This window comes from Microbacter margulisiae, assembly GCF_014192515.1.
Classification (GTDB): Bacteria; Bacteroidota; Bacteroidia; order Bacteroidales; family Paludibacteraceae; genus Microbacter; species Microbacter margulisiae.
Genome location: NZ_JACHYB010000001.1, coordinates 2,059,758 through 2,077,588, shown reverse-complemented (window position 1 = coordinate 2,077,588; position 17,831 = coordinate 2,059,758). Strand labels below are relative to the sequence as shown.

The 17,831-nt window shown below is 39.2% G+C and carries 13 protein-coding genes and 1 tRNA gene; 3 read left to right on the top strand and 11 right to left on the bottom strand.

What is annotated here, in order from left to right:
* Positions 1 to 75: 75 nt before the first annotated feature.
* The 3 genes from FHX64_RS08445 to FHX64_RS08435 form a co-directional block, all read right to left on the bottom strand.
* Positions 76 to 148: transfer RNA gene (locus FHX64_RS08445), tRNA-Lys, on the bottom strand.
* 129 nt (positions 149 to 277) lie between these two features.
* Positions 278 to 1,024, bottom strand: coding sequence for a phosphoglycerol geranylgeranyltransferase (locus FHX64_RS08440; RefSeq protein ID WP_183413336.1), 747 nt, complete (start codon positions 1,022 to 1,024; stop codon positions 278 to 280).
* Between the two features lie 34 nt (positions 1,025 to 1,058).
* Complete coding sequence (locus tag FHX64_RS08435) at positions 1,059 to 2,036, bottom strand: glycosyltransferase (protein WP_183413335.1); 978 nt, start codon at positions 2,034 to 2,036, stop codon at positions 1,059 to 1,061.
* A 354-nt stretch (positions 2,037 to 2,390) separates the two neighbouring features.
* Between FHX64_RS08435 and FHX64_RS08430 the strand changes: the two genes are divergently transcribed.
* Positions 2,391 to 3,785 carry a DUF3078 domain-containing protein gene (locus FHX64_RS08430; RefSeq protein ID WP_183413334.1) on the top strand — a complete coding sequence of 465 codons (1,395 nt, stop codon included), beginning with the start codon at positions 2,391 to 2,393 and terminating at the stop codon, positions 3,783 to 3,785.
* Here FHX64_RS08430 and FHX64_RS08425 read toward each other — a convergent pair.
* Positions 3,729 to 4,307 (bottom strand): HD domain-containing protein, encoded by a 579-nt coding sequence (locus FHX64_RS08425; RefSeq protein ID WP_183413333.1) that lies wholly within the window; start codon positions 4,305 to 4,307, stop codon positions 3,729 to 3,731. The two genes, FHX64_RS08430 and FHX64_RS08425, sit on opposite strands and share 57 nt — an antisense overlap.
* A gap of 138 nt (positions 4,308 to 4,445) precedes the next feature.
* On the opposite strand from FHX64_RS08425, the gene FHX64_RS08420 reads away from it, so the two are divergent.
* Both FHX64_RS08420 and FHX64_RS08415 read left to right on the top strand, forming a co-directional pair.
* Positions 4,446 to 5,297, top strand: a complete 852-nt coding sequence (locus FHX64_RS08420) for a mechanosensitive ion channel family protein (protein WP_183413332.1) — start codon at positions 4,446 to 4,448, stop codon at positions 5,295 to 5,297.
* A 14-nt stretch (positions 5,298 to 5,311) separates the two neighbouring features.
* A complete protein-coding gene (locus tag FHX64_RS08415; protein WP_183413331.1) occupies positions 5,312 to 7,138 on the top strand; it encodes a chloride channel protein in 1,827 nt (608 codons plus the stop codon).
* A gap of 85 nt (positions 7,139 to 7,223) precedes the next feature.
* Here FHX64_RS08415 and FHX64_RS08410 read toward each other — a convergent pair whose 3' ends face one another.
* The 7 genes from FHX64_RS08410 to FHX64_RS08380 all read right to left on the bottom strand — a co-directional run bounded on the left by FHX64_RS08410 (position 7,224) and on the right by FHX64_RS08380 (position 17,755).
* On the bottom strand, positions 7,224 to 10,262 hold the full coding sequence (locus FHX64_RS08410) for an efflux RND transporter permease subunit (RefSeq protein WP_183413330.1): 3,039 nt from the start codon (positions 10,260 to 10,262) through the stop codon (positions 7,224 to 7,226).
* A 1-nt stretch (position 10,263) separates the two neighbouring features.
* The gene (locus tag FHX64_RS08405; RefSeq protein WP_183413329.1) at positions 10,264 to 11,181 is read right to left on the bottom strand and encodes an efflux RND transporter periplasmic adaptor subunit; all 918 of its coding nucleotides are present in this window, start codon (positions 11,179 to 11,181) and stop codon (positions 10,264 to 10,266) included.
* A gap of 46 nt (positions 11,182 to 11,227) precedes the next feature.
* Positions 11,228 to 12,577, bottom strand: coding sequence for a TolC family protein (locus tag FHX64_RS08400; RefSeq protein WP_183413328.1), 1,350 nt, complete (start codon positions 12,575 to 12,577; stop codon positions 11,228 to 11,230).
* 4 nt (positions 12,578 to 12,581) lie between these two features.
* Positions 12,582 to 13,829, bottom strand: a complete 1,248-nt coding sequence (locus FHX64_RS08395) for a sensor histidine kinase (RefSeq protein WP_183413327.1) — start codon at positions 13,827 to 13,829, stop codon at positions 12,582 to 12,584.
* Entirely contained in the window at positions 13,826 to 14,503 is a 678-nt protein-coding gene (locus FHX64_RS08390) for a response regulator transcription factor (protein ID WP_183413326.1), read from the bottom strand. Before FHX64_RS08390 ends, FHX64_RS08395 begins: the two co-directional genes overlap by 4 nt.
* A 128-nt stretch (positions 14,504 to 14,631) precedes the next feature.
* Entirely contained in the window at positions 14,632 to 16,794 is a 2,163-nt protein-coding gene (locus FHX64_RS08385) for a TonB-dependent receptor (protein ID WP_183413325.1), read from the bottom strand.
* A 100-nt stretch (positions 16,795 to 16,894) separates the two neighbouring features.
* Positions 16,895 to 17,755 (bottom strand): patatin-like phospholipase family protein, encoded by an 861-nt coding sequence (locus FHX64_RS08380; protein ID WP_183413324.1) that lies wholly within the window; start codon positions 17,753 to 17,755, stop codon positions 16,895 to 16,897.
* Positions 17,756 to 17,831: the final 76 nt, after the last annotated feature.

The following is a 17,831-nucleotide window of genomic DNA, read 5'->3' as shown; positions in this document are numbered from 1 at the left end:
TCCGGAATTGGTTCTGATCTATCCTAAGTTTTGCGAAAATAAAAAAACCTTGTAAATGAATTACAAGGTTTTATGTGATCCAGCTGGGGCTCGAACCCAGGACCCCATCCTTAAAAGGGATGTGCTCTACCTGCTGAGCTACTGAATCAAAATGCTTTGATTGTCTTTGGCAAAAGCGGTGCAAAGGTAATGCTTTTTTTAGATTCCACAAAGCTTTGTCTTATATTTGCCGCTAAATTCTTTTCTGTTTATGCTTATGTTGTTTGTTTTTAGTTGTTTATTGATTAAAACGATGAACTAGGTGTGCAAAATGAATCATGAGCTCAGGGTTTTTTTCCAGCGCATTGCCAACGACAATGGCATCTGCTCCGGCTGTCAATGCATCAAGAATAGCTGATTCCCTCCGTAATCCTCCACCAACAATCAGCGGTACTTCTATGGATTTTTTTACTTCTGTAATCATTTCGGTAGGTACAGGTTGTTTTGCACCACTACCTGCTTCCAAATAGATTAGTTGATTGCCTAGCAGGGTTCCTGCTATTGCTGTGGCAGCTGCTATTTGGGGCTTTGAATGAGGTAATGGACGCGTGTTACTAATATATTCTACGGTTGTTGTTTGGTCACTTTCTACTAGCATATACCCCGTTGAAATAGCCTCAATTCCAGATTTTTTAATGGTTTGAGCCATTGCAACATGCTGTCCGATCAATAATTCCGGGTTTCTACCTGAAATGAGTGATAGCAGCAAAAGTGCATCAGCCTCGGTCGTAAATTGGAAAATATTGCCCGGAAATAATACCAGAGGGAGCGTGCATAGTCTCTTGATCTGCTTAATAAGCGTGCCTGTTGCTTGTGTTGTTAGGCTTCCACCAATTAAAATCATATCCGGATGTGCCTGTTTGACATAAGTAATATATTGTGTGATTTGTTCCTGGTGAATAAAATGATCTGGATCCATTAGGACGAGGAATAGTTTTTCCTTTTTGTGCATCGCATCCACGAATTTTTGGCAGACAGGTCTCATAGTCAATATGGAGAAAGATTTAAAAACAAAGGTACTATAAATGTTTTTTAGATGGATTGTTCCATTGCATTAAATAGATTTGCTCTGTTTGACCTGGGGTTGGAATAAGTTCTGTTGCGTTCTTGTTTAATACTTTTAGGTCCATTAATGTGGAGTATCCCGACCGGCAAATCAAGTCAGGTGTGTCGATGATATAGGTTTGCATTTCGGTAGTGTCCAGATGAGAAACAATATCAATATTGCCTATTGATTGCCAGTGTTGCTCAATAGAAGGTTTCCCTTGAACAATTAATGTTGGCGTATTTTGGCTTTGAAACCGATAAATTAAAGATTGTTCAAGTAACGTTCTATGCGGTTCCGGCCCCGATATCAGACACAGCGTATGGTAGTGCTTCTTGATGGTGATTCGTTTGTCGACAGGGAAACGTGACAGCCAGCCAATAAAATGAGCATGCTTGGGCAGTGGATATCTATGTGACAAATCTCCTGACAAATTGTCTTGGGAAGCAATATCGGGAATCCAGCATTCATCATACTGTATAATAATCCAATGATGAATCTTCCAAAGCAAAGGTTCTGCCCATTGCATCGGCTGAGGAACTTTAATCATTAACTGGTGGGTGATATAAATTGATTTGATATGGCGATGCCACAGTCCGAAACGATTATCGGACACAATCAATGATATGTGATACTTTTTGACAATTTTGCGTAACTTCCAATGTTCAATGATATTGGAAACCAATAAAGCCGGAAGCTGCCATAGAAGGCTAAAAATTTGAGAACGATTTGAAGAATAGCGAATTTTCCATTCCGGCAACTTGACAAAAGATAGTGCGGGAAATTCTTTGTGTAAAAGAGAGGCAGCCTCTCCATTTGCGGATAAAATGATGCGATGCCCCTCAATGTTCCATTTTTTTATTAATGGAATGCATCGGGAAGCATGTCCCAGACCCCAGTTAAGTGGAGCCACGAGAATAATTTGTGGTTTGTCAAATTCAGTATCGTGCATTTTACAATAAGCAAGCTGCTGATAAAGTTGTGAGGCAAAGATACGGCGTCTACATAATAAAGAGATGGAAATATGTTGCGGTATATGTCATACTTTTGGTGATATTGTATTTATACAACACACATCAGTGCGAGCATTAAAACGTTGTAAAAATAATAAAACTATCTCATTATGGCTGTCCTAACATGCAATTCGGTTATGATGCTTCTTGTTTCTGTTCTAAAATGCTTATTTTTGTGACGAAGTTAGTTAAAATAGGAGGAGGCGGGATTTTCTTTGTTGTGGTCTGTTTTAACGAATTTATTTTCAGTAGTTTTCGCTCTTTTATTCTTATCTTTCAAAATCTATATAGTCATGGTGAAAAAGATTTGGATCACTTTTTTGTTTGCAACCTTTGCGTGGGTTTGTTTCGCTCAACGACAAGATACCATTGTTCTTAATCATAATTCTTTGCAAAATACATTGAATGCTAACATCGTCGATTCGTTGGCAATTAATTTATTGCAAAAGAATCAACAGCCAGAGCTTGACACGGTTAGTGGCATTAATTATGCTATTTTGCCTGACAGGTCATTTTTTATGGCCAATCCGTTGTTTATAGACTTGGTTTTTACCGGTCTGAATGTGAAATTTACCCCTCCTCCAGCTCCGGTTGTTGCTCAGATGGAGAAAAAATATCTTTCTTTTGGGGAGCCTGTGGCATCTTATTTTAACCCTGCATTTTCTGTTATTCGCTATACGGATAGCCTTCGAAATTGGGAGAAGAACCAACTCATGATGGCTAATCCTGCTTATTTTAAATATGATATTGAGTCATTACCAAACCCAGAACAATTTACAGCACATGTAATTAACATTCCTAGAAAAGAAAGATTGAAGTTGGAACATAGGTATGAATTGAATGTTCCGGATAATATGAAAGTGGCTAAGCTTATAAAATCTCCATGGATGACAAGCGGAAGCGTTTTGGGGCAATTGTCTCAAAACTTAACTTCTTCAAACTGGTATCAGGGGGGCCAAAGTAATGTGGCAGGACTTTTTATTTTGACAGCAGATGCAAATTATGACCAGAAAAATATTCAATTTGATAATGATTTCACCTATCATATGGGAATTCAAAGTGAAGCTGCTGATTCCATCAGAGGTTATTCTGTTACCGATAATCTAATCCGTTTGTCCAGTAAGTTTGGTGTAAAGGCTTTTGATAATTGGTATTACAGCTTATCAGGACAGCTTACAACTTATTCCTTAACTTCGTTTTCTGCGCTTAATTCCATAACAAAAATGAATGGATTTTTTTCTCCCTATCAGCTTGATTTAGGTGTAGGTATGAATTACAATAAAAATAAACTTTCTTTTTTGATCACGCCTCTTACCTATCGGTATATTCATGTTGCGAACACGACAAACTTTAATTTAGCCTTGTATGGAATTAAACCGGGACAGAACAGCCTACGTGAGTTTGGTAGCTCATTTCTTGTAAACTACGAAAAACAGCTTTCAAATTACGTTGATGTGAGTACCCGTTTATATTACTTTACCAATTATCATTCAATGCAACTGGATTGGGAAACTATTGCCAATGTTACAATAAACCGTTTCTTCTCTGCCCGGATTTCGATACATCCCCGCTTTGATAATAGCTCGCTTTCTACCAATGGAGTTTATCCCAAACCATGGCAATTTAAGGAATTACTTAGTTTCGGATTTGCTTACCAGTTTACCAACCTCTATGCCAAGAAACAATGATGTCCATTTGTCAAATTGCTGGATTACTTGAGGGCCATACTTAGTAAGAGATATTCGGACTTCATCAATGGAAAATTCTTTGTTATTTTGAGATTTGGAAAAGAATTTATCGGCATAACAAATGATTTGCTCTTCCAGAGTGAGAGGAATCATATTGCGGTGGGGTAATGGTAAATTTTTTTCTACAATTTCCTGTATACTTAATCCCATGCCGGTATGACGTTCACACACCAACGCATGCCGTGGGAGTCCCTCTGCTTTTAGAATATTAGATCCCAAGTAGCCATGTTCAATGTATTGATGTTTACCAAAGCAGCCAATAGCAGGAGCATTCGTTAGAAAGATTCCGATATCATGTAACATAGCTGCTTCCTTGATAAACGAAATATCAGGATTCCATTCCGGATGTGATTCTGCTATGGCGATTGCTTTTTGTGTGACAGAATAACTATGCTTGACTAAAATCGTGTATGCGAGAGAAGAAGGGTCGAAATATTTCTGCAATAGTGTGAGAGTTTCCATTTTTTATAGTAATTTTGGACTTCAAATTTACAACATAAATACTAGTTCGTGTAATCTCCTTGATTTAAAAGGACAATCAATTCCTGTATTTTCTAATGTATTTTGATTGCTTGATGACATAATTCATTGATGTAAAATATGGAACATCCACCGATGGGACATTTGGAAGAGATAATCTGGATTGCAGGGGCTATCATTGGGACTTTCCTGTTAGTCAAACTTTCTTCGTATGTGTTGAAGCGCGTTTTTCACAGAGCGGCACAGACGATGAAGATGGATCCTACCAATTATACTTTTTTGAAGAATACGATTAATTTCTTCGTGGTGATTGTCGGGATGCTCATCCTGTTCAATAAAATTCCTGAGTTAAAACGGATTGGATCGGCTTTGTTAGCTGGGGCAGCCATTGTGACGGCTGCTATTGGTTTTGCTGCACAACAAGCTGTGGGTAATATTATTAGCGGCATTTTCATTATTCTTTTCAAACCTTTCCGGGTAGGTGATTTTGTGGTGTTGTCAGATGGTAATCAAGGCAATGTAGAGGATATTACTTTACGGCATACCGTGTTACGAAATCCTGAAAATAAAAGTATTATTGTCCCCAATTCAACCATTAATTCTGCGACTATCGTAAACGCCAGTTTTATAGATCAACCTGTTTGTGCATTTGTGGAAGTTGGCATTAGCTATGCCGCAAATATTGATAAAGCAATAGCTTCCATGCAGGATGAAGCAATGAAACATCCTTTACTTATAGATCATCGTAGCGAGAGCGACAAAGAACAAGGGAAACCGCAGGTTATTGTACGGGTGATGGCTTTAGGCGATTCATCTATCACCTTGCGGGCTTGGGTATGGGCATCTAACAGTGGCAATGCATTTGTGATAAAATGTGATTTGCTGAAGGCTATCAAGGAGCGCTATGACCGGGAGGGGATTGAAATTCCATATCCTTATCAAAATGTATTATACAAAAAGATTGACGATTAATTTTATATTGAAGCATGAGTTTTCAAAAAAGCAGGGCAATTCATATTAAGTTTCCACATTCAATTCTTGGTACTAAGAACCACATTCAATTAATCCATTGGCGAGAAGAACATATCAAAGAACGCCACTTTATCCTGTTATTAAGTTTTGTTGTCGGTTTATTAGCCGGGCTGGCTGCTTTTATTCTTAAATCGGTTATCCATATTATAGAGCAATTACTGACTGAGCATTTCTCACTTGATCAGGCGAACTACTGGTATCTTGTTTTACCTATCGTTGGTATCGCTATTTCCGGGTGGTTCGTGCGTAGAATTGTTCGGGATGATATCAGTCATGGAGTAACCCGAATATTGCATGCTATTTCACAACGCAAAGCTATCATTAAACTTCACAATACCTGGAGTTCAATGGTGGGAGGTGCAATCACCATAGGATTTGGAGGATCTGTGGGAGCAGAAGCGCCTGTCGTGTTAACCGGTTCTGCCATTGGATCAAACTTGGGAAAATTTTTCAAGATGAGCCAGAAAACATTGATGTTAATGGTAGGTTGTGGGGCTGCCGGTGCTATTAGTGGTATTTTTCGGGCGCCTATTACCGGAGTATTGTTCACGCTTGAAGTACTGATGCTTGACATGACTATGGCTTCTGTCATCCCTCTGCTCATTTCTTCGGCAACAGCAGCTGCATTGACTTATTTGTTGATGGGAGACCGCTTTATGTTCCAGTTTTCTCACTTTGCTCCGTTTACAGTACAACGAATTCCTTATTTAATTGTTCTGGGAATCACTTGCGGATTTGTTTCTCTCTACTTTACCCGTATGACAAACCGCATGGAAGCAATGTTTGCTAAACTAAAGGTTACACAAAAGAAATTGCTCGTTGGCGGATTGATATTAAGCGCGCTCATATTCCTTTTTCCGCCATTATATGGTGAAGGATATTCAACCATCAGTGCCTTGTTGTCGGGCAGTACACCGGATATCTTGTTCAATCGAAGTCTTTTTTATCATTTCCGCAATGAAGAGGTTGCTGTAATTATCTATCTCGTCTGTATCGTTTTTTTTAAGGTGATTGCAACAACAGCTACGAATGGTGGTGGCGGAGTTGGAGGCCTTTTTGCTCCAAGTTTGTTTGTAGGTGGTCTTACCGGTTATGTGCTCGCTTATGCCATGAATTTCTTTTTAGGATTTCACTTACCACTTAAAAACTTTGCTTTTGCTGGTATGGCTGGGGTTATGTCGGGAGTAATGTTTGCACCGCTGACGGCAATCTTCCTGATAGCAGAGGTTACAGGAGGATATGATCTGTTCATGACTTTGATGATTACTTCCACAGTGGCCTATTTGACGATGAATGTATTTGAAACCCATAGTATTTATGCTATGCGTTTAGCGAAAGCTGGCGAATTGATGACACATAATAAAGATCGTGCGGTGTTGGGTTTTATGAGAATGCAACATGTTATTGAAACCGACTTAGACATTGTCCATCCGGATGATTTATTGGGCGATCTGGTCAATATCATTTCTTCTTCTAAACGTAATATTTTCCCTGTTGTCGATTCAAATAACAAATTGCTTGGTATTATAACATTGGATGAGGTACGGAATATTATGTTCCGTTCGGATTTATATAATCGTTTCCGTATGCGTGAATTAATGATTTCCCCTCCTGCAGTTATCTCTGCCGATGATTCAATGGAATCTGTAATGAAAATTTTTGAAAGGACAGGAGCTTGGAATCTTCCAGTTGTTGAAAATGGAAAATATATTGGATTTGTTTCAAAATCAGCTATTTTTAACGTGTATCGCCGAATGTTAGTTCATTTCTCCGACGAATAGGAAGGTCTTCCCTATACCAAATAAAATAAAAACCACCTCTGGATAAACTGTTGCTTTCAGAGGTGGTTTTTTATGTGTCTATCTTTTATTTGTTAGCTTGATATACGATTGGATTCTCTTTGATGATTATTTTTAGAATACTTGGCAACACAATCAGCAGCAGCGGTAGTGCAATGATAAATCCTCCAATAACCGCGATGGCTAAAGGTTGGTGCATCTGCGCTCCGGTTCCTATTCCTAATGCCAGAGGGAATAGTGCTGCAATTGCACCTAAAGCAGTCATCAAATTAGGGCGTAACCTGACAGAAAGAGCCTTAACTAATGCATTGCTGGTGTCAGTGTGTTTTAGTTCTGAAAGGAATTGCTGAATGGTAAAAATGGAGTTTTCCCCGATAATACCGATAATCATGATTAGGCCGGTATAGCTGCCGACATTCAAAGGTGTTTTAGTGAGAAGCAGGGCAACCACACTGCCAGATATACCTAAAATGCTTATGAATATGACAGTTAACGACAACTTCAAGCTCTTAAACATGAAAAGGACAACCGTGAAAACCAATAACCCACCAAGAATAAGGATTTTCAACAACTCCGAAAATGACTTCTGTTGTTGTGCATAAGAGCCACCATACACAATCTGGTAGGAAGGGGGTAAACTAATTTGGCTTAACTTAGATCGAATTCCTTTCATGACGCTACCTAAATCTTTTCCATTCAAGCGCGCCGTAACAACACCCATTGTTTGCAGGTTTTCACGATTGATTTCGGTGACCCCACTTTGGATGCTAAATGAAGCAAACTGGCTCAAGGGGAGATAAACACCGGTTGGTGTGCAAATCTTCATCTGTTTGTATTGATCAATTGGTGTTTGATTATTCAATGGGAAAATCATTCGAATATTAGTCAGCTGTTCCTTTTCAGGAATGGTTCCAATCACCGTTCCGTTAATATAAGTTTGGATCTGTTCTTGCAAATAAGCAGCTGTCATCCCGTATTGTTCCAATTTTGCTTCGTTCGGAATCACACTGAGCATAGGGCCGGCGATAACAATCCCATCAAAGACATCAGCCGTACCTGGTACTGTCTGAATGCTATCGGCCACTTGTTTTGAAAGAGACATCAGTTTATTGTGGTCATTTCCAAATATCTTAATTTGGATAGGTTGTACACTTGACATCAAATCGCCGAGCATATCCGTGATTACTTGTCCGAAGTCGACAGTGAGTGCAGGAATCGTATGTTCAATTTGTTTTCTGATTTCATCTGAAACTTCGACCGTTGTTTTTGTCCGATGGTTATGAAGCTGAATTAAGTAATCGCCCGTATTGGGCTCAGTAATAAAGAATCCCATTTGCGTACCGGTTCGTCTTGAATAGGCTTTTACCTCAGGAGTTTTCTCTAATATTTTATCCACTTCATTGAGCATTCGGTTGGTTTCTTCCAACGATGTGCCGGGAGGGGAGTTATAATCGAGCACAATGGACCCTTCGTCCATGTCAGGTAGAAATCCTGATTTTAATTTTGGCACACTAAACACAATGGCAGCAATTAATATAGCAATAATGCCAAAACTCAAATAAGGTTTTCCTACAAAAAAAGACATCCAGCGATAACTTTTAGCATGATAATGAATAGCCGTTTCTGATTTTGGTTTATTCCTTGAAAGTAAAAGATAGATGACCGGAAGACCAATCCATGTGATAAAGAAGGAGCAAACCAATGTGACAATCATCGTTTTGGTTAAAATTGTAAAATATGCTCCGGCTACGCCTGACATTAATTCAAATGGGATAAGAATGACAATGGTACTCAAGGATGAACTGACCATAGCCGGGAAAAGGTATTGAATTGATTTCCCGATCAAATCCTTGGTTTTACGTTCAGGAAATTGTTCGTGGGTTCGATGAAGTTGTTCCACTACAATAATGGCGTCATCAATAATCAAGCCGATGGCGGCTGCAATAGCGCCGATTGTCATGATATTGAAATCGAACCCGATGGCATATAACACTAAGAAGGTCAACGACAGTGTTAGCGGAATGGTGATTAAGATCACGCTGCTGGCTTTGATTGACCTTAGGAAGATAATAGCAATGACAATAGCTAACAATAGCCCTATCCAGAGCACATCCATGATGCTTTTGATGCTATTTTTTACAAATTCAGCCTGATTATAATAAGGGACTAATTTCACCCCTTTAGGTAGGATTTTGTTTAGGATATCGACTTGTTTTGTAACTTGGCTTGCAACATCAATTAAGTTGCTGTTGGGTTGTTTCACAACAGCAATCAACGGGACATCCTTCCCGTCAGCCTTTATTTTGACATATTCTGTTTGGGCAGCGACTTCCACATGTGCAATGTCTGAAACTTTGATCTGCCGACCTGTGTTATTGAACAATGTCAAGTTTTTGAGCTCATTAATTGTTCGTAATGTGGCATCAGTTACCGTTAAATAAAGTCTTCGGTAGTCAATCGTGTAACCATTCGACTGAATAAAATCGGTTTGTTGCAGTGCATTGGCAACATCCTGAGGGCTGATTTTCAAAAGCTCCATTTTTTGTCGATCTAATACAATTCGGTATTCTTTGGTTTTGCCGCCAATAACATCCACTGCCGAAACTCCTTCTATGCGGGATAAGAATGGTTTGACCGTATATTCGGCAATCATTTTTAATTCAATGGGATTCTTGGTGGATGATTGCAATGAATATCCCATTACCGGAAGAATGGAAGGATTCATTTTTTCCACAGTAATCTTGACCCCCGGTGGTAATGAACTTTTAATTTGTGCAATACGTGATTCAACCTGTTGTTGGTCGTGGTAAATGTTTGAACCCCAATCCATGAAAGCAGATATTTCGCAGCTTCCCATACTGGTGGTGCTTTGAATCATTCGCAAATTTTCAACCTGTTTGATGGCATTTTCAAGAGGTTTTGTCACGGTCACCATCATTTTATCGACGGGTTGTTCTCCATTATCGGCAATGATTTTGATTTTTGGAAAAGTGACGTTTGGGAACAAAGAGGTTTTCATTGAAGTGTACGAATAAGCACCTCCAATCAGGATTAATAACAAAATAACTGCGATAGGGCTTTTGAAACGGATATATAGCTTTTCCATTTTAGCGAACTATTTTAACGGTTGTGCTATCTGTCAAGCCATACCCTCCATCAGTGATAATCGGGTCGGAGGGAGAAATAACCGGATTGAGGATTTCGATAGTACTATCATTTTCTATCCCTTTTATGACAGGCACCTTAATGGCCAGCGTATCATGAACGACTTTCATTACCCAGAAATGATCCTGTGTTTCATTGGTTTGAATGGCTGATTTAGGGAGCAGCAATGTATGATGATGTTGAAGATCAATAAACCGGATAATAACATTCAGGTTCTCGGGTAGAGGTTCATTTGTTAAGGGTTTGACGAAGACGGTTTGAGTTTGTGAAACAGGATCGATAGTAGGCAAAATATTACTGATTAATCCCTGTGCATTTGTGCCGTCAGGAAGCTGTATGGAACATAGTTCATTGAGTCGAATTAGGTTATGATATTCAAAAGGTACATTCATCTGGATTGTTGTTTGCCTGTTTTGTACTACGTTACCCAGGACGGTTCCCTCTGTTACATAAGTTCCCGGTGCCGAAACAGCAAGATCGCTAATGAATCCAGCTACAGGAGAAGCTATTTTTATTCTGCCGGCATTGGAAGTTAATCCGGGAGAAGAAGCGAGCGCCTGGTTTTCTTTTGTTTCTAAAATAAATAACGGTTGGACGTTCCGTACCCTATCGCCCAAGTGGATGAATACCCTTGTAATGTATCCGGAGAAAGGAGCGATGATGGCATTCTTCTTCAGGTAAATTGTTTTTCCGTTTACGGTGATGTAATTTGAAATATTGCCATCCGTCGGGTAGACTATTTTGACCGAAACAACAGGAGAAGACTGGTCATCCTGTGCTTCTTTCGATTTATTGCCCGAACAGGCAGCCATGGTGATGCCAATAAGAAGTACGATCCAGATATTAAAATGCTTTTTCATTGTTTTGCACGATTTGTGTTTATGTTTGATGATGTGACTAAGGAAATCAATAATTCCAGTAATTGAAAGAACAGATCAGCGATTCTTTTTCGATGTGGGCAAGGGTAGCTTCCTGCTGCTTGGCAGCGACATCCCTCAAAAGGTTTTTATAATCCATGATGGACATGTTTCCGTGGGCAAGCTGCAATTCGTAAGCAGTAACCAGTTTTTTATAGGTGTTCAATTGATCATCCAGGTTTTGAATCCTTTCGTTGAGCGCATTAATCTGATGGATGATTTTGCTCTTATTCATATCCTGTTGCGTAATGAAATTATGCTTATCGAAGGCAATGTTTTCCAACCCATAGTGCGTTTTTTCCTGTTCTATCTTACGTTGATGCCCATCGTACAGTGTCCAGCTAAATGTTATGCCGGCACTTATTCCCAAACGGTTGGGAGTAGGCAGATAAGAAGCATTCAATCCACCGTCAGCGAAAAGATTAACTTGCGGGAGATATTTGAGGTTGTTGATTTTGAGATCCGAAAGCAATGCCATGCTATCCAGTTTGTAAGCGGTTAGAAAATAAGATTGTTTTGTGGGGAGTTGATTCATCACCAGATGCGCAGGTTCCAAAGTGACAACAGACGTATCCTGAATGCCACATAAAGCATTTAAATCGTACAGGTTGGCAACATATGCGGCACGCTGGGCAGTATAGGCATCCTGATAGTTTTTGTATTCGATTTGCAACAACATTTCATCGGTTTGTTTATAGATGGCATTTGCAACCAAAGGTGTCATAATGCGGAGTTGATTCCCAATCTCGTTGACCAATTTGTTGGACGTTTCCATTTGCATAGCGCTATTGAGACACAATAAATATTGGTGGCTAACAAGCTGTTGGATATCATGCCTGGTTAGGCGGATTGTGTTTTTGTTGATATCCTGATTAATATTCGATTTTTCTTCATAAGCGCGATAAGAAGGCTGTGTGAAGAGAGGTTGCTGAACAGCCAGCAGAGCCTGATATTGACCGCCATTCGTGATAGCCAGGTCATATCCGTTATATTTAGTTGCGTTATTGGAAGCAAGCTGCAACTGAGTCCCGTTGTCATGGGAGATAATCGGGGCAAGCATCACGGCAGCATTAAGATTGATTTGCGGATCGCGAAGAATCTTTTTTACTTCCTGTAAATTTAATGCGACAACCCTATTGTCATTGAGTGTTTTATTGATCAGGGGACTATTCTTTTCGGCCTGTTGCAAATAGAAGTCCAATGTCCGGGAAGTTTCAGCAAAGAGATTTTGACTACAGAAGCAAAGAAGCAGCAAGGCAAGGAATGTGCCGGGTAGACTTTTCCGATGAAGCCTCCGATCCGTTTTCTGAAAACGAAATAGTTTCACGAATGTGTGCATAATCTTATTCTATTGGTAATGTAAGTTTGAAGCAATGATTTTCTCCCTGCTCATAATGAATGGTTGCGTTGTGAGTTTCGCATATTTGTTTGACGATGGCTAATCCCAAGCCATGCGATTTAGAATCTCCCTTTACAAAACGATTGAAAATGGTTTCGTCGTTTAAAGGACTCTTCACACCGGTATTGCAAATAGCCAATTCGTGCTTTGTTATACGGATTGAAATAGATCCTTTTGGAGTGTTATGATTCAAAGCATTGGATAGTAAATTGCTGATTAATATCTCTGCAAGATAAGGATTGATTTGCCAGTAGCATGATGTTTTTTCTTTCCATTCCACAGCAATTTTCTTTGCATGGATCAACGGTTCAAATTCTTTGAGTTTGCGTTCTATGATTTCTAGTAAATCAATGTCTTCTGTGGCTGCAAACTGATTGTTTTCAATTTTAGCTAACAGCAAAAGGCTCTGGTTAAGGTGTGAGAGTTTTTTTAGAGCATTAATGGAGGTGACTACCTTTTTAAAATCTTCTTCATTAAGCGGTTGCTGTAAGAGTTCTTCCAGGTTAAACAATACGATGGACAGCGGAGTTTGCAGTTCATGGGATGCGTTTTCTGTGAATTCTTTCAATGAACTATAATCTGTTTGAATTTTCTTTGTCAGCCCATAAATGATTTCATTCAGGCGATCAAATTCGTCAATGTTCGTTGCTTCAAGGTGTATGGGAGTTTTTCTGGCCAGATTAAACCCTTCTATTTCATGCAGGTTGTTTTCAAAACCTTTCCAGATCGTCTTGTTCATTTTCCGGTTCACAAAAAAGGAAACAGAGAAAGTGATCAAAAGCAGCAAAAATAAAGTAGTCCCAATGGAAAGAATGAGGTCGTCTTTTTCAAGCATTTTTTGCCGTAACTGAATATTATAGTAAACGCCATTAACGTATACTTCGCGATTATATTCGGCATAGGGTTCCATTTCTTGCTCGTGGGTGTTGTATAAATCAATTTCTTTAATTGAGGATTTGAGTTTTCCCGAAGGTTTTTGAATGACTGTGACTTTTGTCAACGGGTCGAATAATGGAAGCTCTTTTGTGTTTTCTATTTGGTGCTTGATAATCATTGCGTTTCGTAGCATTCCTTCACGGGCATTTTCCAGAAACATGGCATCAAGAATAAAATAATCTGCAATGCTGATGACCAGAAGCATTGCTCCAAATAATATGAAGAAATTACGGTTTATTTTAGTGAGGAACTTCATTGATCCGTGAATTGATAGCCCATACCGTAAAGCGTTTTTATATAGTCATTTTCACCACATCTTTTAATTTTCTTGCGTAAGTTATTCATATGGGTGTAAATGAAATCAAAGTTATCTGACAAATCGATATTGTCTTCCCAAAGATGTTCGGCAATAGCTTCTTTGGTTAAAACGCGATTTTTGTTAACCATAAGATAAAGCAATAACTCGTATTCCTTTCGCGTCAGCACAATATGTTGTTGATTAACGCTAACAGATTTGCTGTCTGTATCCAAAATTATTTCATTAAATGTAACCAAATGGTTCCCTTCAAACCTTCGCCTTCTCAGCAATGCTTTAATACGAGAATTTAATTCGGTAAGCTGAAAAGGCTTGGTCATATAATCGTCCGCACCCAGATCGAGGCCATTGATTTTATCATCCAAAGAATTTTTTGCTGAAACAATAATAATACCGGCCTGAACATTATGTTTTTTAATGATTTTCAGCAAATCCAGACCATTCCCATCTCCCAGTGTAATGTCTAGCAAAATGATGTCATATTCGTATAAGTGGATTTTTTCTTCCGCTTTACGAAAGCTGTCAGCCAATTCGCAAAGATAATTTTCTTTGGTCAGATAATTACTGATGGCAATTAATAAATCTACTTCATCTTCGACGATTAACAGTTTCATAAGCAGATTTTTGATACAGACTATTTTGCTACAAATAAACAACAACAATCTAAAGCAAAACTAAAGATTTTATTCCGATATTATTTGATTTTGTAAGATTTTTCGTGACACAATAGTTTGGTTGTTTGTTATACATGAACTTGGATGCCCAGATTAATCATTCGTCCTTCTAATGGAGCGTATACATCTTCAAAGACCGGATGGGTAATGGATCCTGTATAAAGATTAGTTTGCCGTACATTAGCCAGGTCTTCCACATTCATAAATATATTGAAGTGTTTCCACATCTTTTCGGCAAGGAGACTTGTGATAAATGTTTGTTTTCCCATAGTTCCATCCATAAGCTGTTGATTGCTGGTGTAATCAGCTTCGATGCCGACACGGAAGTTTCCTTCATCTTCGTAAGCAAAATCGAGATAAAGCAGATTTTTTGGCGTGAGTGGTTGCCAGGTAACCTGGTTATTAAAATGTTGTTGTGCTAATGTATAAGTATATCCTGCAAAAAGGTTAAGATCGCCGATGATCATGGACGCATTGGTCGCGCTTCCTTGTGACAGAACATATCCATTGGCATTGGTCAGTGAATTGTTGTTTTGTTCAACGAGAGGATGATTCACCCGGGTTGCAAAAAGCATTTCGTCAAGACTGAACGTAATTCCATCTCCACTGGTCTGATAGATAAAATCCCAGTTACCGCCATAACTGCGTTCGGCTAATGTTTGGGCAACATTTAACGGTTGAAGGGTTGCATAATTATATTGATCATTTTCAAAGCCAAATGGCGATGGCATTTTATATCCTAATCCTCCTCCAAGACGTGTACTCCAATGCGTATTTACCTTGAATAAGGCATGGATTTCGGGGAGGACAAAAAATTCGTTTTTCTGTGTATTTATCGATACATTACTTTCATCTAAACGGAGCCCACTCTCAAACGTAAACCAGGGACACGGCGTTAATGTGTTTTGGGCGAAAGCGCTGACTGTAGTAAGCTGATAGTCGGGTTGTGTAGAATGGATCGTCTGATAATGATCTGTCCAAAGATTGGCACCGACAACCCATTCGGAAACAGGCGCTGAATATTGATAATTAACTTCACTGAATGAAGCGACTTCCCGTCCGGTTGAATTGAAAGCCGGTTGTTGAAGATTATTGCCAAAAAAACTGATGCTATTTTTTACATTCAATTGGCTTTTATCACTGAATTGATGATTCAATGAAAATTGAGTTGATAGCCGGGTTGAATTATTTCGTTGAAAATATTGATGTGTACTATCCGCATTTCCTGCAATTACGTTCATATCACCACCTAAACGCTTTTCAAAAGATGTATTAATGCCAAACCAGGCAGTAGTGTTTTTGTCGAGATAAAGGAATAATTTAGGATTGACAGTAACCCGACCGTTTTGCGGTATTGCTGAAAAACCGGTATGGAAGGGATCATAGGCAGAAGAATGATCGTATGTGGAAAACAGTGTGACGCCTATTTTATTCCATCGTTGTGCATAATATTCACTCCCGTCGAATCCTTTTCCGGAAGTACCATTGAAGAGAAATGAAAGTTTTCGTTGTTTTTCAGGTTGTTTTGTTATCAGATCGACTACGCCGCCTATAGCTCCGCCACCATAAAGAGTAGATGCACTTCCTTTGATAAATTCTACTTGTTGCAAATTCATCGGTGGTATTTGTACGATACTTAATCCTCCTGAAAAACCATCATAAAGTGGCATGCCGTCATTTAATATCGTGGTGTATCGACCGTCCAACCCTTGCATACGAAGTGATGTTGCTCCAGTTATGGCTGAAGTTTGTTGTGCCATCACTCCAGTCGTTTCATTAAATAATAACGCAATATTCGAGGGCTGCATCATCCCTTTTTCACCCAAGTCATCTGCGGCAACAACATCCACTTTGGTGGGGATATCCTCAATACTCCGGTTACTTCGCGTGATGGAGACGACAACCTCATCCATTTCATTCGTAGAAGGTTCCAAATCAATGTCAAAAACCTTATTGCGTGATGCTAACGGGAAGTGCAATGTTTTAGTTTTTGTAGAATATCCCATTGATTTGAATTTAATCTGAAAATTGCCATTCGGAATATGTGTAAGCGTTACCAGTCCGGTTGTATCGGTCACAGCGCCGAGTTTCAACGAATCAATAGTGACAGCCGCTCCAATAATAGGTTCTTCCGTAGCGTCATCTTTTAGAATAGCTTTAAAAGTGTTTTGGGCGTTTACGATAACGAAAGAAGAAAGCATGAAAAACAATGTCAATAGGCCAGTTTTCATTTGCAAGTGAAATTAAAGATTAGAGTTCAGTTTGATCACCATAACTTTATGATGAATCATTTTTCAGCTTACAAATGTCGAACGGAAAACTAAAGCGAAACTAAAGAATAGCTGTCATGGATTTTTCTGACAATTTTTTGTCCTCAAGATATTTATCCAGCGCTTTCATTCCGGCATCATATCCGAGATCAAATACTTTTTGACTGTCACTCACGTCAAATAATCCATATTTACGCACTTTGGTAGGTTCAATTACCAGATTGCAAACCTTTTTTTCATCGAGAGTATTTGCTTCCAGCGTAATTTGGTAAGCACGTTCAGCAATTTCCCAAATCGAACGTAAAGGGGGTGAAGTAGGAATGTGATTGACATGCACACCAATCAATTCCTGACAACGTGGACGGATGATTTTGGCAGGCAGATTACAGGTTAATCCTCCGTCAACATATTGTTTCCCGCCAATTTCAATCGGATTAAAAATAATGGGGATGCTTGAAGAGGCAATAATAATGTCGAGTAACGGACCGCTTTCCACAAATACTGGCTTGCCATTCGTAAAGTCCGTCATGCTGATAACGAGAGGGAGACTCAATTCTTCGAATGTTTCGGCATGAAGTAGTTCCCCGACTGCTTTGTATAATTTTTCAGAAGATATCAGGCTTTGTTTTGGCAAAGCAACTTTAGCCCATTGAAAAAATTTTGATTCCTGGAAAAACCGGGCAATTTCCTTTGGTGAATATCCGTCCGCATATAGGGCTCCCACAATTGATCCGGCGCTTGTGCCTGATAAAATGTCAGGTTTAAGGCCATGTTCCTCTAATGCCTGGATAATGCCCAGGTGAGCTAAGCCGCGAATTCCACCGCCACTCAATGCCAGTCCAAGTTTATAAGGAGGAATTTGTGATTCGCTACGAAATGCGCGAAGTTTTGTGATGGCTGTACTGACAAAGTCTGTTTTCATTTGTAATAGATTTATTGTTGTCTTCTTTGCCAATAGTATTAAATGAAACATCCGGATACAGTGAGCATGTATCCGG